General features: G+C 39.4%; 27 protein-coding genes and 1 pseudogene. 4 read left to right on the forward strand and 24 right to left on the reverse strand.

The annotated features are described in order from the left end of the window. Window positions 1-19: 19 nt before the first annotated feature. The 20 genes and pseudogenes from KUH03_RS17185 to KUH03_RS17285 form a co-directional block, all read right to left on the reverse strand. Entirely contained in the window at window positions 20-1,417 is a 1,398-nt protein-coding gene (locus KUH03_RS17185; protein ID WP_257095121.1) for an alkaline phosphatase family protein, read from the reverse strand. Between the two features lie 73 nt (window positions 1,418-1,490). Continuing rightward, a complete protein-coding gene (locus KUH03_RS17190; RefSeq protein ID WP_257095123.1) occupies window positions 1,491-2,243 on the reverse strand; it encodes an alkaline phosphatase family protein in 753 nt (250 codons plus the stop codon). Between the two features lie 163 nt (window positions 2,244-2,406). Then, window positions 2,407-3,530 (reverse strand): annotated as a pseudogene (locus tag KUH03_RS17195) (SusD/RagB family nutrient-binding outer membrane lipoprotein). Next, window positions 3,509-3,922 (reverse strand): hypothetical protein, encoded by a 414-nt coding sequence (locus tag KUH03_RS17205; protein WP_257095128.1) that lies wholly within the window; start codon window positions 3,920-3,922, stop codon window positions 3,509-3,511. The pseudogene KUH03_RS17195 and the gene KUH03_RS17205 overlap by 22 nt, the downstream one beginning before the upstream one ends. 26 nt (window positions 3,923-3,948) lie before the next feature. After that, a complete protein-coding gene (locus tag KUH03_RS17210; protein WP_257095129.1) occupies window positions 3,949-4,428 on the reverse strand; it encodes a hypothetical protein in 480 nt (159 codons plus the stop codon). Then, a complete protein-coding gene (locus tag KUH03_RS17215) occupies window positions 4,410-5,396 on the reverse strand; it encodes a hypothetical protein (RefSeq protein WP_257095131.1) in 987 nt (328 codons plus the stop codon). Before KUH03_RS17215 ends, KUH03_RS17210 begins: the two co-directional genes overlap by 19 nt. Beyond that, entirely contained in the window at window positions 5,393-5,587 is a 195-nt protein-coding gene (locus KUH03_RS17220; protein WP_257095133.1) for a hypothetical protein, read from the reverse strand. The genes KUH03_RS17215 and KUH03_RS17220 overlap by 4 nt, the downstream gene beginning before the upstream one ends. After that, the gene (locus KUH03_RS17225) at window positions 5,556-6,308 is read right to left on the reverse strand and encodes a hypothetical protein (RefSeq protein WP_257095135.1); all 753 of its coding nucleotides are present in this window, start codon (window positions 6,306-6,308) and stop codon (window positions 5,556-5,558) included. The genes KUH03_RS17220 and KUH03_RS17225 overlap by 32 nt, the downstream gene beginning before the upstream one ends. Before the next feature lies 1 nt (window position 6,309). Then, on the reverse strand, window positions 6,310-6,846 hold the full coding sequence (locus KUH03_RS17230; protein ID WP_257095137.1) for a TonB-dependent receptor: 537 nt from the start codon (window positions 6,844-6,846) through the stop codon (window positions 6,310-6,312). A gap of 17 nt (window positions 6,847-6,863) precedes the next feature. Further along, window positions 6,864-7,010, reverse strand: a complete 147-nt coding sequence (locus KUH03_RS17235; RefSeq protein WP_257095139.1) for a hypothetical protein — start codon at window positions 7,008-7,010, stop codon at window positions 6,864-6,866. 17 nt (window positions 7,011-7,027) lie between these two features. Next, window positions 7,028-7,171 (reverse strand): hypothetical protein, encoded by a 144-nt coding sequence (locus KUH03_RS17240; RefSeq protein WP_257095141.1) that lies wholly within the window; start codon window positions 7,169-7,171, stop codon window positions 7,028-7,030. Between the two features lie 124 nt (window positions 7,172-7,295). After that, window positions 7,296-7,787, reverse strand: coding sequence for a FecR family protein (locus KUH03_RS17245; RefSeq protein ID WP_257095143.1), 492 nt, complete (start codon window positions 7,785-7,787; stop codon window positions 7,296-7,298). A 517-nt stretch (window positions 7,788-8,304) separates the two neighbouring features. Then, the gene (locus tag KUH03_RS17250; RefSeq protein ID WP_257095146.1) at window positions 8,305-8,859 is read right to left on the reverse strand and encodes an RNA polymerase sigma-70 factor; all 555 of its coding nucleotides are present in this window, start codon (window positions 8,857-8,859) and stop codon (window positions 8,305-8,307) included. Window positions 8,860-9,171: 312 nt separating this feature from the next. Next, window positions 9,172-9,399 (reverse strand): hypothetical protein, encoded by a 228-nt coding sequence (locus KUH03_RS17255; protein ID WP_257095148.1) that lies wholly within the window; start codon window positions 9,397-9,399, stop codon window positions 9,172-9,174. A 237-nt stretch (window positions 9,400-9,636) separates the two neighbouring features. Further along, complete coding sequence (locus KUH03_RS17260) at window positions 9,637-10,353, reverse strand: DUF3843 family protein (protein WP_257095150.1); 717 nt, start codon at window positions 10,351-10,353, stop codon at window positions 9,637-9,639. Next, entirely contained in the window at window positions 10,326-10,736 is a 411-nt protein-coding gene (locus KUH03_RS17265; RefSeq protein WP_257095152.1) for a DUF3843 family protein, read from the reverse strand. The genes KUH03_RS17260 and KUH03_RS17265 overlap by 28 nt, the downstream gene beginning before the upstream one ends. A 211-nt stretch (window positions 10,737-10,947) precedes the next feature. Next, on the reverse strand, window positions 10,948-11,748 hold the full coding sequence (locus tag KUH03_RS17270) for a tyrosine-protein phosphatase (protein ID WP_257095155.1): 801 nt from the start codon (window positions 11,746-11,748) through the stop codon (window positions 10,948-10,950). A 184-nt stretch (window positions 11,749-11,932) separates the two neighbouring features. After that, complete coding sequence (locus KUH03_RS17275; RefSeq protein WP_257095157.1) at window positions 11,933-12,301, reverse strand: hypothetical protein; 369 nt, start codon at window positions 12,299-12,301, stop codon at window positions 11,933-11,935. 8 nt (window positions 12,302-12,309) lie between these two features. Beyond that, entirely contained in the window at window positions 12,310-13,692 is a 1,383-nt protein-coding gene (locus KUH03_RS17280; protein ID WP_257095159.1) for a hypothetical protein, read from the reverse strand. A gap of 238 nt (window positions 13,693-13,930) precedes the next feature. Beyond that, window positions 13,931-14,635, reverse strand: a complete 705-nt coding sequence (locus KUH03_RS17285) for a hypothetical protein (RefSeq protein WP_257095161.1) — start codon at window positions 14,633-14,635, stop codon at window positions 13,931-13,933. 476 nt (window positions 14,636-15,111) lie between these two features. Between KUH03_RS17285 and KUH03_RS17290 the strand changes: the two genes are divergently transcribed. The 4 genes from KUH03_RS17290 (at window position 15,112) to KUH03_RS17310 (ending at window position 17,384) form a co-directional block, all read left to right on the forward strand. Next, entirely contained in the window at window positions 15,112-15,495 is a 384-nt protein-coding gene (locus KUH03_RS17290) for a fimbrillin family protein (RefSeq protein WP_257095163.1), read from the forward strand. Window positions 15,496-15,500: 5 nt separating this feature from the next. Continuing rightward, window positions 15,501-15,623: a hypothetical protein gene (locus KUH03_RS17295; RefSeq protein ID WP_257095164.1), complete on the forward strand. Its 123-nt coding sequence runs from the start codon at window positions 15,501-15,503 to the stop codon at window positions 15,621-15,623. 26 nt (window positions 15,624-15,649) lie between these two features. Further along, a complete protein-coding gene (locus KUH03_RS17305; protein WP_373564818.1) occupies window positions 15,650-16,564 on the forward strand; it encodes a DNA/RNA non-specific endonuclease in 915 nt (304 codons plus the stop codon). A 280-nt stretch (window positions 16,565-16,844) separates the two neighbouring features. Continuing rightward, the gene (locus KUH03_RS17310; RefSeq protein ID WP_257095172.1) at window positions 16,845-17,384 is read left to right on the forward strand and encodes an HAD family hydrolase; all 540 of its coding nucleotides are present in this window, start codon (window positions 16,845-16,847) and stop codon (window positions 17,382-17,384) included. 173 nt (window positions 17,385-17,557) lie between these two features. On the opposite strand, the gene KUH03_RS17315 is transcribed toward KUH03_RS17310, so the two are convergent. Genes KUH03_RS17315 through KUH03_RS17330 form a run of 4 tightly spaced genes read right to left on the reverse strand, consistent with a single transcriptional unit; the run spans window position 17,558 to window position 18,946 of the window. Then, window positions 17,558-18,163, reverse strand: a complete 606-nt coding sequence (locus tag KUH03_RS17315) for an alpha-L-fucosidase (RefSeq protein ID WP_257095175.1) — start codon at window positions 18,161-18,163, stop codon at window positions 17,558-17,560. Continuing rightward, window positions 18,112-18,507 (reverse strand): alpha-L-fucosidase, encoded by a 396-nt coding sequence (locus KUH03_RS17320; RefSeq protein WP_257095177.1) that lies wholly within the window; start codon window positions 18,505-18,507, stop codon window positions 18,112-18,114. The genes KUH03_RS17315 and KUH03_RS17320 overlap by 52 nt, the downstream gene beginning before the upstream one ends. A gap of 32 nt (window positions 18,508-18,539) precedes the next feature. Continuing rightward, entirely contained in the window at window positions 18,540-18,665 is a 126-nt protein-coding gene (locus KUH03_RS17325; protein ID WP_257095187.1) for an alpha-L-fucosidase, read from the reverse strand. After that, the gene (locus KUH03_RS17330; RefSeq protein ID WP_257095189.1) at window positions 18,647-18,946 is read right to left on the reverse strand and encodes an alpha-L-fucosidase; all 300 of its coding nucleotides are present in this window, start codon (window positions 18,944-18,946) and stop codon (window positions 18,647-18,649) included. Before KUH03_RS17330 ends, KUH03_RS17325 begins: the two co-directional genes overlap by 19 nt. Window positions 18,947-19,032 lie beyond the last annotated feature (86 nt).

Here is a 19,032-nt window from a genome sequence, read left to right on the forward strand (position 1 = left end):
TTATTGCTCGCTTCAAGGATTAGGTTCCTGTGGGAATTCCTTTCTTCCCGATCTCATAGGTTGCAACAACAGACAAAGACTCCCCTTCACCTTTAAAGCTACGCATAAACCCATTTGGCCCATATACGGTTAGATCATAATAACCATCTTTAAAGTCAGCTCTGTTCCAGTCAAAACTCAACTCCTCGCCAGCGATAACCGCAAATGGCCAAAAACTTACACCATCTTTATAACTTGGTCCACTATACACATTAAAAGGGCTGCTCAGGGATTTAGCTCCGAAAATCTTATTACCCGCGGACATCGTCAGTTTTACCTTGTCCTTATCAATGGATTCACTCGAATACAACTCATATGCCAGCGCATTAGAATTTTTTTGACCTTTTTCCTGTCTTGCCAATTGTGCAGCCTTTCCAGTAGCCTGCAAAGCTTTCATCTCATCTGCCGTCCATACATGGAAGTTGTTCGGGAGTGGCTTGGATTTGGCTTGATCAATTGCATAGATCTGTTGATTGCGATCCAAGAATGGTAGTTCTACAGCAGTTCCGCCTTCTGCTTTACGAAATACCGAAGTCAGATCTCCAGTAATAGCACGGCGCCAGGAACTGATATTATGTTCTTTCACATCCTTACCAAGCTTCTTATCGAAGAAATACTCCATAAATTGAATGGTCGAAGTGATATCGCAGACCTCTGAATTGACCCAGCCGCCTTTGCTCCAAGGAGACGCAATGATCAAAGGTACCCGATAGCCCAAACCAACCGGTCCCTCCGTGGCATGCTCCTTCTTCTCACCACTGGCCAACTCCTGTTCCAAACTCACATATTCATCACTATAATCCAGTCCTGCTGAAGTTTTTCCCGACCGGGCATCTGCTGGATTGGGTGCGACAAACGGCGGAATATGATCAAAGTAACCATCATTTTCGTCGTAGTTCAGTATAAAAACAGTCTTCTTCCAAATCTCCGGATTTTCGGTCAGTATATTCAAGATTTCGGACACATACCAAGCTCCATACATCGGTGCACTAGGGTGATCAGAAAAACATTGTGGTGCAACCAGCCAAGATACAGTAGGTAAATCCCCAGACTCTACATCTTTTCGAAACTGATGTAATACATCCCCTTTTGGTACAGTAATCTGTTCTCCTTCATGTAATACTGAAGTCGTCTCACGATAAAACGCGTCATCCTCATTTGTCTGAAAAGCGCGCTCATGCAAAGCGATTTGCTCTTTAGGAAGTTGTTGGAATGCCTGTTCAGTGAGTCCTTCCAGTTTTTTCTTATAGCTGCTCAGCTGCTCTTGCTTTTGCTTAAGCTTATTTTGGGTTTTCTGTACACTTTCAGTTCCATTATTCGCCAATGCTTTTTCAAGCTCCTGGATTTCAGCAGGCAGTTCAACGACACGCTTACGCATAAATTCCAAGTGGCTTTTTTGAATTCAATATGGTATTGTGAAAACCACTCTAAGTTATTGTCTGTAAAATTACCTAACCATTCTTCTCCATTAAGACCGCTTTCCATACTGACTTCATTCTGATATACCTTCCAAGGGATACCCGCAGCTTCCAGACGTTCAGGAAAGTTTTCCAATGCGCCCAACGGTTGAAATAAATATCCGAATTACGGATCAACGGTTTTGCTCCTTTATTGGGCACACAAGTGCCTGTCCAGAAAAAATGGCGATTGGTTGTCGTACCTGTAATGGAAGAACAAAAATGCTGGTCACAAATGGTAAACGCATCGGCTAATGCATAATAGAAGGGAATATCTTCACGGGTATAATAGCCCATGGTCAACGGAATCTCACTCAGCACCTTTCCACCGGGACGCTTCGCCTCAATCCAATTATCATGCTTACCCTGGTTACGTGCTGCCATTTGATTTTCCCATGAATGTGGAAGATTTCCTGTCCAGGCTGCATTGGAATTCTTGATATCCAATCGAAAGGGTGAGTAGGTCTTCCCTGAAGCTGAAGCCTGCAACCAAACCGGATTTCCACTAGGCAACTCGATCGCTCTTGGATCATTAAATCCCCGAACCCCGCTCAGTGTACCAAAACTATGGTCAAAGGAGCGATTCTCCTGCATTAACAAAACAATATGCTCGGCATCTAAAACAGAACTCCCCACAACAGGTTCAATCGCTAAAGCACGCTGTATCGCATCCGGTACAGCACTCTGTAAGCCAAAAACCCCAGCCAACAAGGAGGCCTTCTTTATAAAGTCTCTTCTACTATCCATAAAAACAGCTATTATATCTCTTATAAATTCAATGGTCTATCAGCGAATATATTCATTCGCTGGCGCTTTTCATGTAACGTTTTTAACAAAAATCCCCGCACATGATTGATCTCATGCGCAGGGATAGTTTTTACGATAATAATTCAACAGATCAAAGTATTACCTATTTTAATATCCACATCAATTGATTAACATTATCAACACCCTCAAATTGTCTGGACACCGCAGCATCCACATTCTCCGTGTTGTAATCATACTCAACGGCAGGATATCTCCAGCGAACTGGTATTTTGCCCGTTGCCTCCGAATTTAAGCTTGTCTCAGGATTGATTTTCCATTTTGGATATCCTGTTCTTCTATAATCATAATAGGTATTAAACTCCGACTGCAGAAAACTGGCAAGATATTTTTGGGTAATGATCTCCTCGATTTGTGACTCTGTTCCAGTAGGCAATGTCAAACCACCGACATAGGTACTGATATAAGCTGCATCCAAGGGCATCCCATGATGAAACTGGGCTGTATTAGGTGTATTATCAAAGATAAATTGCATAGAGGCTTCAACTCCCTTTTTGTGCCATGCCAATGCAGGTTCATTTATCCAGCCACGAACAGCTGCTTCAGCGATGATAAAACAAAGCTGTGCATATGAAAGCTGCTGTGTCGGTTCACCTGTTACGACCTCAGTATAACGATCATTCAGTTTTGAATAGTCATTGCTGTTTTTAATATCCAGAATATTATCATATTTCAACGATGGATCAATGCCAACGTAGGCATCGTAGTTCGCCGCTGTCATTCCGCCAGTAATCTTTTTAGGTGAAGGGTTTCCATAATAGAATAGACGACGATCCGAGCGCGTTTTCAATCTATCTACGATTTCAGTAGACATGGTTGGATAGATGGTAAAGTTATTTCCAACTTTATAAAAAGGGTATTGTTGACCACTTTTATCCGAACGTATCAGCTGGTAATTATCCGCATTTGCTGTAAAAATTGGCTTATTGGCAACGATCTGCTGAAAACGATTTTTGATATTTAAATCCGCATCACCTACTTTCTTGCTCAGCTGCATTAAAACATTTAAGGTATAACTATTGACCAATTTGCGCCATTTTGTGGTATTTCCTCCATAAAGAGGGTCTCCAGCAAAATTTTCACCAGCTGCAAAGGCCTGATCAGCCAATTCAATTCTTTTAGAATCCCGAGAAATACCTCCTTTTGTGTATCGTATTTAGGGAAGTATTGCTTATCCGTTTCTCCTTTTAAAGCATCGTTATAAGGTATATCCCTAAATCCATGGTCGCTTCAAAGAATTTGACGGCACGGGCAAAATACATTAAACCCTCGTACGATTTAGCCAATTTCTCTGAAGTGGCGAATTGAGGCATGAACTGCGCATCATTTATTGCGCTAAAGCTCAGTGATCCTGCTCCGAAACCGTTATATTGATATGACTCCACAAATTCTGTCCAAACAACATTTTTGTTGAGCATATAAGGCTGTAGAAAACCTTTTTGTGTGGGCTGGTTAGCAAGGTGTAATATTATCCGTGTGGCGATCATGCCCGAAGTCACCTTATCGGTCGCTTCAGGATTGGTATTGATCTCTTCAAACTTGGAACAGGATATTGTTGTCCCAAAGAGTCCGATTAATAAATATGTGACTATTTTTTTCATTTGTAATCCGTGTTAAAAGTGTAAGATTAGAAACTAAGGCTTAAGTTAAAACCAAGGTAACGCATCGATGGAGAGTTCAGATCTTCAGAACCGGCATCCGGATCAGAGAATCGATATTCTTTTGTCCATAAAAACAAATTCTGTCCAGTAACACCAATGCTTGCCTTTTTGGCTTTAAATCGGGAAGCTACGTCTTTCGGCAAATTGTAACTTAATGAAACCTCCCTTAGTTTAATAAATGTTTCATCCCAAATATTTTGCGTGCCCGAATAAGCTCTTTTCCAATAGTTTTCATAAGACACAACAGTTTCATTCGGCGCAAAAACACGTGTATCCTTGATAATCTGACCATATTTATCGTAGCTTACCTCTCCAGATACAATTTTCACACCTTTACCTACAAAAGTACGCTTGCCATTAACCACCTCTTCATAGCGCTCTTTCGTATCGGAATCAGGATGTGCTCCCGTTTGCCATAGACGCGCATTCATATTGGAATAGGACAAACCTTTGATGCGACCATCAAAACTAAAAGAGAGGCCAAAATCTTTGTATTGGAATTGATTGGTGATTCCCAAAACCATTTCGGTGCTGTATAACCAAACAATCGTGCTGTATGTACAGCACTGATGGGCATTCCAGCAGCATTGTGAATAATTTCTCCATCCGGTGAACGTTCCCAGTCCCGTGTCACATAATGATCTGTACGCATACCTTCTTTTATATAGAGTGCATCCGCTGTATAATCTGGGTCAAGTTTATGATAATATTGCAGATTTTGCGATAGATTCCCATTGACAGACCATTCAAAATTCGCTCTCCGAATCGGAACCCCGCCCAAAGAGATCTCATGACCTCGGGTCATACGTTCCTCTTTCAAATTGATCAGACGAGCCCTAAAACCTGTCGTGTGTGATATATTGCTGTAATTGGAGTTCGAGATATCAGCTTTGATATTATAGCGTCTTCTAGCGTAGTAGGTGTAATTTCCCGTCAAACGGTTGTTTAAAACAGCCCATTCCAATCCGAACTCCGCCATATCTTCCTTAGTCGGATTGATGGAATAGTCCTTTATAATATTCGGATACGAAGCTGTAGTCATACCATCCCAAACATTATTACTCACGCCAAACGTTTGGTTAATTTCATATGGATCAGGTGGATATACCGTAGATGCCCAAGAACCTCTTACTTTCAATAAATTCAGCCAATTTGGCTTTTGAATGAGGTCCGACACCACAACACTTCCTGATACTGATGGATAAAAATAAGATTTATCCGGCAACATCGAATACCAGTCATTACGGGCAGTACCTTCAATGAATACCGCATTGCGCCATGATAACGATAATCGACTGTATATACCATTACGCATTTCCTTGGTTTTACCCTCTACAGCGGAAACAGGTCCTGTAGAGTTACGCAGGGAATAAAATCCGGGAATAGTAAGACCATTAACTGTAGACGCTGTCATGGTATTATCCCTGCGATAGAAAATAGATCCACCCACAAGCGCATCGATACCAAAATCACCAAAATTCTTTTTAGCCGTAAAGATAAAGTCATTGGTCGTACTAAAGCCATCCTGTTTTCTAGACCAGTATTTCCCCTGTTATCATAACCTCCTGAGCCATCAAAACCACCACGGGTTCCATAGATACCCATCGGATTGGTTTGCTCCTTGAATTACCATAGTAGTCATATCCACTACGCAACAGAAAATTCCCCAATCGGTCATTTTGTAATTTAAGGTAACCGCAGCATTCAATTTATTGACTAGTTCTGCACTTATTTTTTCATAAGCCGAAAGATAAGGGTTATCGTACCAGGCTTTATATAACCAGTTTTGACTAACATTTTCAGTCTGCCAATAGTCTTTATATTGCGTTAGATCGTATTCTGGTCCTGTCCATACCAAGATATTATAGATATACCCTTGATTATTGTAGCCTGAACCAAAATCGTTGGGAGCATGCCTTCTGTTGTATCCCAAGCGGGTCTCCAGATTCACCTTATCAGATATTTTGGTTTCTCCAGCCACCGAAATATTGGTCATATTCAGCTTAGTATTCGGATATTGCCCCTTATTGTAGATATGACTTATGGAGGTACGGATACTCCCGTTTTCTCCTTGATTCGTAAAGCTAACAGAGTTATTGGAGATAAATCCAGGCTCCAAAAAATTCTGGAAATTGTTTTTACCCTTTGAAGTCAATTCAGTCTCTACATCATCCATTTGTTTGGTGAATGGATTCCATTGCTTATATTTCCGACCGATATCCAGCTTATCTCCCCAGACCTCATCGTCGGTATTGTATTTACCGCCATATCCAGCAGAATAAGATGACTGTACATTAGGGAGTGCTAAATAACCTGCAAAGAACATATTATTGGAGTTTACGGTTATTTCTACTCCTTTTGCGAAAGTCCTTTTTGGTAGTAACCATAATCGCACCACCTGCCCCTTCAATACCGTAGAGAGCCGCCGCTGTAGAGCCTTTTAGCACCGAAATATTCTCGATATTGTCAACAGCGATATCACGCAAACTCATGTTTTCATAAGCAACACCGTCAATGACCAATAAAGGACTTTTTCCACGAAGTTGTATATCTGGCGCACGATTAAATTCAGTACTGTTCATGACGCGTAATCCAGAGACACGGCCAGTTAAGGTCGTTCCTACATCAACACCCTTTACTTTGGCTAACTGGTCACCTTTGATGTCCTGAACGGCATATCCCAAGGCTTTCTGCTCACGCTTGATACCCAGAGCTGTCACGACAACCTCCTCCAAAGCCTCCGACGATTTGGAAAGCCGAATCAAACTCGCACCAGTTGCCGGCACTTCGCTCAGTTCATACCCGATATAAGAAACTTGCAGTATAGCTTGATCTGAAACATTAGATAGTTTAAATGCCCCCATCTGATCCGTCGTTGCCGCTATTGCTGTCCCTTTGACACGTATCGTGGCACCCCGATCGGCAGGTTAGTCTCCTGATCAACTATTTTTCCGCGCAATTCCTTTTGTGCGGCATGGGACTTTTTACTTTCTGATTCAGCGTTCCCTTTCTTTGAAACCACATACAACTTATCATCAATCTTTCTTACCTCAAGATGCCCGTCAGAAATCGTCCGGATGAATTGGGCAATCTCTTCCTTTTTAATTTCTCAAGGTTAACTAATTCATTGATTTTTTGATCACTGATAGAAGCATCATAGCCAAATTTTACATTGAACTTTTGTTCCATTTTGGCAAGAATTTTCCGATTCCTCCCCAGTCTTAAACTGAGTGGCCATGGTTTGAAGTGCTAAGGACTGAAATAGCAAAGCACCGCCCATAAGTTTTAAATAGTAATTGGTTCTTTTCATAAATTACTTTTTATGGATGATTGTTTGATTAAATGCGGTATTAAGAATTTTTAGTGATTTTTCAAGATCACTGGCAGGCAGATATCCTGTATAACTTGCTGCTTGAAATGAATCGATCAACCGTAGGTTTTGATCGGGGTATAGGTTGTTCAGATCCGCGACAATCTGCGATAGCGGAACGTTATTGAAAGACAATAGGTCATCTTTTCCATTTGAAGAAATGACCGTATCTGCGATAGATACATCAAATTGTTTTTCCCGTTTATCATAAGCCACCTGCTGGCCAGGATGGACGATAGAGTACTGTTTTCCATGTGATACCTTCACCTTTCCGTGGCTTAAGACCAGACAGCTACGTTGCGGTGAGCAAATTAAATTAAATGCTGTCCCTAATACGCGTACGTCAAAATCTCCTGAATTTACAATGACAAAAGCTTTCTCAGGATTCTTAGCAACTTCAAAGAAAGCTTCTCCCGATAGTTTTACCCGACGCAAACTATCTGTATTAAAATCAGATAGAATTTCGACATATGCCCCTGGCGAAGCGCAATCTGAGTACCATCAGAAAGTGTGAGCTGCTTAACAAATTTCGTCGGATTGGTATATTTTACAACTTTGTACTTGCTTTCAGTCTGCGTTGATGGCACTATATCCCAAAATAGAAATGCAAAACTAATCAACAATAATGCGGCTGCTGCCGAAATTAAAACTCGCCATCTCCTCCATATGGGCTGCACTGTAGTATTTAATTCAGTACCGGTAATCATATAAAAATATGGTCTGAAGTAGATTTATTCAAATCACAGACGTTATCATCCAGTGCAATTACCTCCTCTAGACTGGGCAGATCCTCTTCATCACAAGCAGTAAGTAAATCTAAAAATATGGTCTTTTCCTGTGGGGTTAGTTCCCCAGTAGGTATTTTTATATAGTGCAGCTAGTTTAGGATCCATCATCTTTGCCATCGTTTAAATACATATACGTATCTAAAAGACGATAAGACGACGCTACACTAAAAAATAGTTAAGAAAATCAATAGGGCTATTGAAATCTCAAAATTATCAAGAATATATTGGCGCACAAACTTGTTCCCTTTGACAAGTTGGTCCCGCACAGTATTAACAGAAATACCCAAGCGGTCGGCAATTTCCTGATTGTCCAAAAATTCCTCTTTACTCAAAAGGAATATCTCCAGGCGAGCCCTAGGAAGCTTTTCAATTGCTTCACGATAGACGCGTTCCAAGTCTTTAAAACGGATGGATTCTTCGTTTGAATTGTCCACCTGGCTGGAAACATCTATCCCATCAAGTTGAAATTGAACCCGTACTTTCTGCTTCCTCAATTCGTCAAATACAAGATTCTTAGCAATCGTATATAAATAAGACTGAGGATTCTTATTTTCGTCTAACTCTCCCCACTTTTTCCAAATGCGCGAAAATGCTTCCTGAACCAAATCGGCGGAAGTATCTTCTTCTTTTAGATGTAACAAGGCATATTTATACACCTTATCTTTATAAGACAAAAAGAAATTTTTAAAATCCGGAATGTTGTTATTTTCAATAGGCATCCTTCAACACTTACAATTGACCCTACAAGTTTAGGTAGAATTTTTCAAAATATCGGAATGAAAATAGATCACTGTCCAAAGCATGTTCCTTCCTAGAATGATTATAACATTTTAACTACGATTAATTTACATTAAATTAATCTACGAGCGGGCAGTTTAGGTATTGATGACTAAAAACAATGTTGCGAAAGCAAAAGATCGGTTATAGCAATAGGGTCTAATTCAATAAAAAATCCCATTGTAAATTCCAATGGGATTAAAAAAATTATATGTACTTAATAGAAAGCTATTATTTTAGGAGCGGAAAAGGTCCTAGAAAGTAACTGCCCCTTTTATAGAAACGTAGGAAAAAATCCAGTATTGTTTCTTCCAATGGGAAGAAGAATTGTTTATCCACTTCAGCCTTGAATAAGTTAGCATAGTACTTTGGCAATTCGCTTGGAAAAAGTCTTCTACCAAAAGATTCAAGAAATAACGTGCATAAGGCACATCTGCTTCAGTTCCCTTTTCTTCCTTTTCAATAAAAGGATTATGTTTCAACGGAAAAATTCTTCTATTCCGCCGAATACCTCTAAACCAGTCTTTGGATTGAAGAAAACGGTTACTTTTGCATCTGCAGTTAGTTCTAAATTCGATTCCGGAAGTGGCGATTCCTCTTTGCTTGGATATTTTTGCTGATATCTTTGAAAGAATTCGTTTGCAAATTCTTTTACTTCCGTCCCTCCATGAAAGCGACAGCAGCCTTTTGCTCTGACTGGAATAATTTCCCCATATCTTTCAACTGCTTTTCTGTTTTTTCAGGCTCTTGTCCTTACCGTTCATCGCTTCAATACGGTAAGTCATTTCATATTGTTCCGGCAGATCAAAATTCACCTCATCCGGATTGACCACCGTCATAATTCCTGACAAATTCCAAGCATCTTTCCAGGGAACGATTTCCATATAAAAAGATAATACGGCAGAAGGCTCCGCAAATTCCTGAATTGAATCCTTGTAAATCTTGAATGCTGTTTTTGTGCCAATATGTTTTACATGGACAAACTGCTCATCGGTCTTTACATATTCAAAAAAACTATGGATCCGATTACCCAGCGTTTTTACTGAGCTATATAGACCGTGTTCCTTACCCACTACCTCTGCAACAAATTCGGAAGATTTAAGGGCAAATAAATGTAGCCTATAATTGTTGAAATGATTATCACGGACGCGATAAATCATTTGTTGCAATTGAGCTTGATCATGCTGATATCTTCCCAATTCTGCCACCTGCATCAGGTGATTAAGGTTGGTGTTATACTCTCCTGCAGTCAGATAGTTTGTTGCGACAAGTTTTTCGATAAAATTACGGACCTCAAAATAGTTCGCATTTTCATCTAATGAATATTCTGATTTTAATTTTGGATTTTCAGGGGCCACTTCATAATGTTCCTCCAAAATTGCATAGGCCAGATCCGTTATCAACTGTATCAAACGGCCATGAGGATCAATAAACAAATGTGGATTCCGTTCACTAAAAATAACCAGGTCAATACAGCGACATCTTCGCTATTGATATCTTCAGGATAGTAATCCGTCAGATTATTATCCTTGTAGAAAGGCAAAAACTGGTTGTATAGTTCTTTATGGATGGTTCTAAAAGCAGCGAATATCCCTGTATTGGCAATAACATCTTCTAGATAACAGGTGAGATAAATACTTAATGTTTTTAATGCATCCGTGTGAATGAGGTCATTTGTCTCCGGCTCTTCAAACCACAACGTCGACAGACTATCGTTGATCTGATTGGCAACTCTTAAATAATAACTATCTATATCGTTTGCTTTCTGGTAAGTATGGTGTGCAATCCAATCTTGAATAAAAATTTTGTTTCCTCTCATATGAAAAATGCTAAATCCAAAAGTAGCCAAATTTTCGAAATTTCCATCATTGCAAAATACAAGCATAGACGAAAATTATTTAGATATTCTTTCTGGCCAATAAAAGACAAAACTGCCGTAGACGAATTAGCTCAATGAGGACAAAGGGTCGTCTAACAGAAAAAAAAGAGATGCCTTATGAGCATCTCTGTATTGTAAATTTATCTTGTCTTTATCCTGCGGCGATTACATTATCATTACTTTCCAGATGATCCTGAAGCGTCGGATTTAAAATATTACACGTTTTTAGCAAGTCACGAACCGGATATTTTGCAACGATCTCCTCTAATGCTGCAAGGTGGCGACTGTGATGTACATCCGTTCCTACAAAATCATACATACCCGATTTAATCATTGTCAAGGCCGCAGATTTCACTTCGACACCATAATATCTACTGATAGAAAGAAGATTCAATTGTAGCATACAGCCAGCGTCTTTGATCTGTTTGTACATATTGAAATTATAGTGGTAGTAATTATAGCGTTCCGGGTGTGCTAAAATCGGCTGGTAACCCAGTCTTTGTATATCTAAAATGGTTTGAAATAACGCTCTGGATTCCTGCAGATAGGACATCTCTATAAGCACATACCCGCCAGGCATAACACAAAGTTCGTTTGTATCGATCAATCTCGCAATGCCATCATCGATCATATGTTCGGCAGCATGAAAAATCGCAGGACTGTTAGGAAGTTGTTTTATTCCGTTCACCAATTTATCTTTGGCATCCTCAATTGTTCGGATTGTATTCGGATGCACACCCTCCATAATATGTGGTGTACAAATAAATTTTTCAAATCCCATTCTCCCCAAGCCTTTCAACAAATCAATAGATTGTTCAATGGACTGGCTTCCATCATCTATTCCGGGAAGGATATGATTGTGCATATCTACCTCTAAAAAAGCGAGTGTACCTACAACCTTAATCTTTGAATCTTGAGTTTTGTTTCCAAATAGTTTTGAAAATATCCCCATATTATATAAAGTATAAATCGTTTAGTTATCTTATTATTTGTAAATAATAAATCACAAAAATACCACTATCAGCCCAAAAGAGCGTAATATTATATTAACATTATAAAAATATAACCATAATATTACAAACTTTGCATCAAACAATCGGGTTATAAAGTTGTTTGATGCTCAGTTCAATACCATCTTATTTACCGATCTCCCGCAGGATCTGATCAATCATATAGCCGATAGCACCTTCTTTTGTCTCTGGCAGTTTTGTTGATATTTCGGCCTCCATTCGGTTACCTACAATTCCCTTCGAAGTGATCGCTGTGCTACCATATTGATTCAATTGCGCCATAGTTTGTTCCCATTGTTTTCCTGGACTTACACCCATCTCTTTTAACATCGCGGGCAACTTTTGCAAATCAATCGCAGCAGACATTTTATTTTGCTTCATCAACTTAATAAAATCTTTATTTGCAGAGCCAGCCGTTTTATTTTGACGGATATCATGTAAAGACAAAGAATCATTACTTACCATCACCAAATCATCTTTCAGAAGAACATACATTGGAAAATCTAGCCTTTTTTGGACGAGAATGCATAGATGCCATCCTGTATTTTACCAAAGGTTTTTGCTACTGCAAGATCTAATCCTTTTCTAAACAAACGCTGGTCTTTTGATGTAAACATCCAGATAAAAACCGGTAGGGTTTCGTCCTTTGTCTTCTTTACTTCTGTTGCATTATAATCATCGTCATAACTATAGTCAATATATTCCTTTCTGAACTTGCGTAAACCATTCACCACAAATAGATGATCCCCTGGCATTACTTGGGCAATTGCTTTCTCATCCAATGCAATTTCAAGTGCCATTAATCCCCATTCAACCAAATCTTGCTGAGGACCTAGTAATCCGCTATAATATTTTGCTGTATAACTAGGTATATCTCGCAAATAGGCTTCTGAATTAATATTAACGTTAAAGAAGCCAAGTGTTTTATCAGTCAGATATTTATTGAATTTTCCATTTGGTTTTCTTGCATATAATCGCTTGGACATTTCAGCAAGATCCCGATCTAATCCCACAGAGCCTCTTAATCGCAATACATTTCCATCCTGCAACAAATCCAGCATTCCGTCCTGATATCCTGTTTTAAATTTATCCATATTAATCCCCATATAGAGGTAAGGAATGGTTTTATAAGGCATAAGACCACGATAGAGTTCCTCGACATGTGGTACATATAGACGGATCAATCCTAAGTTTTTGAGCACTTTTTCCTGATCTGAAACGGAGAGAGGCTTATAGGAAGCAGATAGCAAACGTGTCGCTTCTCCCATCAACCACTGATCACGAAGCGCATTGCGTATAGAATCATTTTTTCTATTTTGATTCTCGTATTCTGTATAAAGCGAATCGTAATAACTTGGATCATGCATTTCTTCGGGAGCTACATCCACAGTCATGGGCACGGCAGCTTCTACATTCGCCAAAACTGTATCTGGCGTGCTCTCCACAATAATCGGTGGGCTCAGTGGCTCTATTTCCTTTTCGCCTTCTTCCCAACCTATCGCCACTGCCGCTGAATCCAATACTGCAGCTGCGGAATCCGCTACCTCTGTTGGGGAATCCAATTCAGGAGAATATGCGTCAGCCGCAGGTGCCATGTAAGCAACCTTCTTTATCCCATACCGGTTAGCTACAGAGTCGTTCTCGAAAAAAGTTGTACTCATTGTCGACGAAATAAAGCGTGCCACACGGTCGTTGTAAACCAACACGCTTCCCGCCTTCGTCCCTATGCTTGAATATCCATTGGCAATGGGTTTGGGTTCACCGACATCATGTAGCAGTTTTTCAAATTGCACTTTATTGGACAAAGGAAATATAAACTCGAGAAAACTGACACTATCTGTCTTTCTGTTATAGAAATAGGCCGTTTGTGACAAATCGATACCCAAGTTTTTGATATCATTCCCAACTGAAGCACCTGATTTTCAAGTTGCTTGAACAGACCTGCCTTCTGAAGCAGCTCATTCAACTTGTTTGCATTTGCCTTCTGAACGATATCCTTCACATTAAATGCGGCGATAACTTCAGCATCTTCTGGAATAAGCTTGACTAAATCCTGTGACTTTACAGTCCCCATCAAAGAGAGACATGCTAGCCCAGTCAATAAAATTTTTGATTTCATATAGGTTATTTTGTTAGTGTGATTTTATTTGCCAGAGTAGACTTACCATAAACCAAGTCCGTAAACGGTAATTTTAGTAGTACCCCCTTCTTATTGCCCGCAACTTTCGCTTTGCTATTATCCTGAGCCACTATCGCTTTCTCAAAACGCACAATCTGTGTATAAAAAGCATCCGCAAACTGATTTGTGTTATCGCTTCCCAACTGATTGAATTTAGCCTTCCAGTTGCTAGAGGCTACAAATTTACGTTCAAAAACGTTGGTCTGAGCGTTATAATAGTATCTATTTGAATTTGATATCTTTGTCTTAAACCGATTAGCCAATATATCCGAAAAAGCATTTAACGACTCGATCTGACTAAAGTCACAGGATATATTTACAATAAAATTTGTGAAATCCGTTTGATACTGAACATTGGAGATACCCTTTGTCTGCTTGAGTAGCTGAACTGCCGCCTTAATCTCTTTTTCCATCTCGGCCTGTGTTGGTATCTGTATCCCTTTTATGCTTTTCATCTTCATCAAAGAAGATACCTTTGTCTTACTTTTACTCAGGTTCAATGTTGCCACAATATGTCCCGAACCATTGGGTTTAAGGTCAATCTGTTCAACAAAGTCAAAACAACTGGACAAGGTAAAAGTCATCAACAATGCACATATAACCACATAAAACCTATTCAACAGTTCTTTTAATTTAAAAACTCTCTTCATTTCTTTTCAGTACCGATTAATAAATTATCAAATCAATATATGTTCGGGCATTAACAGCAAACATTGTGCTATTTTCGTCACTTTAGGAAAATTTTAAAAAAGTGTAATATCTCGCTCGTCTGGAACGAAAACCTTCCCTTTCTTACGCCCTTATTTTTTACCCTATCCAATAACGTATTTAGCACCTATCGCTATTTAAAAATAGTTGTCTTCCTTAAAAATTATTCAATACCCATAATAAATATATCTAAAAATCAAACAGATGCATTATCAAAGCATTTAGCTTGCACAAAAAGGCAGCTGTATGCCCGGATAATTCAACTTTTCTTAGGTACTTTTACTCCTCTTTGCGAACAAACACTAACGATCAATATGCTTTACAAGTCCAGGTCTATTCCACAGCATGCAATGTGGCGAATAGTTTATTTTATGATTACGTTGCTTACCCTTAATTCATGTACAAAAATGAGTCCAGAATGGAGCAAGCTGCATTACAATTTACACCTACGATTGTTGGCCAAATTAATACCAAAGCTACTGGGAGCTCTTGGGACAAAGGCGACCAAATTGGCGTTTATATGATCAAATCAGGCCAGCGATTAACATCAACCTCAATTATGAATGCTGTCAACAATCATGTATTTACGATTAATGGTTCATTATTTCAAAGCAAATCACCTATCTTTTTACCAAATGAACAGGTAGATTTCATTGCATATTATCCTTATAAATCCATTACTGATTTTCAATATCCCATCGATCTGAGTGATCAATCAAACCAGTCAGCATTGGATTTCATGTATGCCAGCAATGCAAAAACATCAACAAAACCAATAATACCGTCCCACTCAATTTTGTAAGACAATTGAGCAAAATTGCGATTCATCTTTCTATTACCAATACGGCAGGTTTAGAAACCAATCAGATTGCTGTCAGTATACCTTCGGTACACACACAAGGGGATTTGATCTCTCAACTGGAAAACTAAATGTTAATCTTACTGAAAAGAAAGATATACAAGGAAAAGTTTCGGTGAATACCAACCAAACCGCTATCGTGGAATTCATCCTCCTTCCCGGAGAGGATATTGCCGGAAAGGCTATTAAATTTATAGCACATAATGGCGATAGTTATACATGGACAACACCACAACATCAAAATCTGAAAAACCTAATTGCTGGAAATCGTTACAGTTTTGATATCAAAATTGACAATGGTAAACTAAATGGCGGGATCGGCGATTCACAAGCCTATCTGGAAATCCCCAAAATGAGCAATTTGAACAATGATGAAGTGTTCATACAGCACTTTCTTCCTGATGCAAACACGCAAAGAAATTATGCAATGTTGTATGATAAGAAGCTAAAAATGGCTTACTGGGTAGCTTATCCATTATATAATAGCATTTTAGGCTCTGGTAATCGTACAGATGCCTGGGGATATGATCCTTCTATATCCACCGCCTTCCAACCAAATCTATTTAAAGGTTTTCAACCAACGGGCTATGACAGAGGTCATCAGCTACCTAGCGCTGACCGCAACCTAAACATCACGCACAATAAAACAACATTTTATTTTACCAATATGACGGCACAGGCATCCCGCCTCAATCAAGGTCTTTGGGCAAACCTGGAAACTAAGGTACGGACCTGGACTGCACAATGTGATACCATGTATGTGGTAACGGGAGCAATGCCGACGACAGACAGCAATAATCTGCTTGACTTTGCACAGGACAATGACAGAAAAGATATCGCAAAACCAAAATACTATTTCAAAGCGTTAGCCATGAAGAAAGGAAGCGAATATTACACAATAGCCTATAAGATCGACAATGTTACTCCACCTGCCAAAAGTACTTTTGACAATTATAAACTAACAGTGAGTGAATTGGAAAAAGTAACAGGATTTACATTTTTCCCGATTTAGACAATACGAAAAAGAAAGCATCAACGCCAGTATCTGGAAATAATCCATGGTTGGCTTAATCGAATTATTTTATTCCGATTAAGACAGTAGCTTAAAGTTTTATAAGCCTTAAAATACCAAGATCTCCACCATAAAAAGGCAATGCACGATGAATTGTGCATTGTCTTTTATTTAACGGTAAAGCCACGGTACGTCAAAAAACTTGACATTCCTGTAAAAACACCATTTTATCCCTAAAATTCACAATCAATCCATCATAGTTTTTTATTAGTTTTAACCCATGAAACTTATCATATTCGATCTGGATGGAACATTGTTGGATACATTGCAAGATCTTGGAGACAGTTGCAACGCAATCCTTCAGCGATTTGGTTATCCTATACATCAGTTACCGGCCTACAAGAAATTTGTAGGTAATGGTGTACAGAAACTAATCGAACGGGCCCTTCCCGAACATGCACGAACCCCAGAAATAATAACAACACTGCTAACGGCATTTAAGACCTACTACGAAGAGCAGACAATATCCCATACACGACCTTATGCTGGAATTGTCTCCTTATTACAGACGCTTAAATCTTCGGGATATCTCATCTCTGTAGCATCCAATAAATATCATGAGGCGGTTATCCCGTTAATGAAAAAATATTTTCCAATGATCTCTTTTGATCTGATCCTTGGTCACCGCACAGGACATCCGGCCAAACCCGATCCAGAAATTGTCTGGGATACGCTCCAGACATTAGGAATAGCAAAAGAAAACTGCTATTATGTTGGTGATTCCTCTATTGATATGGACACAGCCAATAACGCGGGGTGACAGCTATTGGTGTGACCTGGGGTTTTCGTGATGAAAACGAATTGAGGCAACACGCTGCACAGCATATTATTCACGTTCCACAGGAACTACTGAACATTGTATAAAAGAAAAAGCTGAACTTTATTCCATCAATGGTTTGGGTTCAGCTTTTTAAATTAAAATATTGTAGTTAGCTACATTTTAGCATCCATCAGCTTTTCACCTTGCGACTTTGGTTTTCCCAATTTCATTTTGACGACAAAGGCTTTATTTGTTATAAACGAATTAGGAAGCAGAATATCGTAATATGTATTTTTATCCAAGTCTAGACCAATATCCGTATGGCGTAATTCTAAAGATTGTCCATTTTGGAGTATAGTGGCAGTAACCGGAACTTCAGTGGCACCCTTAGGAACAGCGATACGCACAATATTGTTGACTGGACGATTAAAGACCGTAAGGTAAAGATTATCTTCTTTTTTTGTAAAGTAACCCAATTTGGATGGCGCAAGACCAGCATGTCTGACACCATATACCGCTTCACCATTTACCTTGATCCAGTCGCCAATCTCCTTGGCGAGCTTATCCTCCCCAGGATGCATATGACCATTCCCGTCAGGGCCAAAGTTCAGCACTAAATTGCCATTCATGGAAACACAATTCATCAACATATCGATGAGATCATCTGAGGTCTTGGTATAAATCCCAGACCAGTCTTTCATATAGCCCCAACCATTCGGGGGAATCGTCATGACACAATCCCAGTCACGTCCTTCCAACCATTCAAACTCCTTCGGCATTTTCGTTCCCAACCTTGTTCATAGTCACCTAGCATATCACCATTGGAGTCGAAATGCCGCTTTCCAAATTCGTCATTTCTAAATCTGCTTCCAATAATCAATCCCGGGTGTTTTTCACGTAACTCTTTCTCTAATTTATACGTAAAATCATACGCTTGGATCCAGGATTGATCCCAGGTACCATCAAACCAAAAACCTTTTATTTGCGGGTAGTTCTCTAGAAGTTCTAGTAACTGATTACGCGTGTACTCTAAAAACTTATCGAATTTAGCCTTTTCTTCGGGAGTAGAGGGAGCTTTCCCCATATAGTTTGAATTATTCCATTCAAGAATTGAAAAATACAAAAATACATCTATTCCTTCCGCTGTATAAGCATCTACGACCTGCTTGACGATATCTTTTTATAAGGGCTCTTCTTCACGGTATAGTCTGTATACTTAGAAGGCCACAGGGCAAATCCATCATGATGCTTTGTGGTAAAAATTAGATACTTTGCCCCCATTTCTTTTGCCTGTTTAGCCCAGCTTTTTGCGTCAAAACCTGTAGGATTGAATTTTTGTAGAGGTTATCATAAATATTCTTCCAGTCTTTCGGTGCTGTTGGCCCACTCCAGGTACGTATCCATTCGGATGCCGCTGCTCCTTTTCGTGCACTGACCCCTTCCCATTCGTTACCAGGAATTGCATACAAGCCCCAATGGATAAATTGTCCTAATCCATAGTTTCGGAACCGTTCCATCGCTTCATCCGTCCGATGTGCAGGCGTCAAAGGCCCATATTTCACGTCTACTTTGTTTTCTACTTTCTTGCGAGGACCTGTCCATTGTGCCGAAGTAGTTTTACTCCCAGCAATATGCTGCCGAGCATCAA

Source organism: Sphingobacterium sp. E70, assembly GCF_019285695.1.
GTDB lineage: Bacteria > Bacteroidota > Bacteroidia > Sphingobacteriales > Sphingobacteriaceae > Sphingobacterium > Sphingobacterium detergens.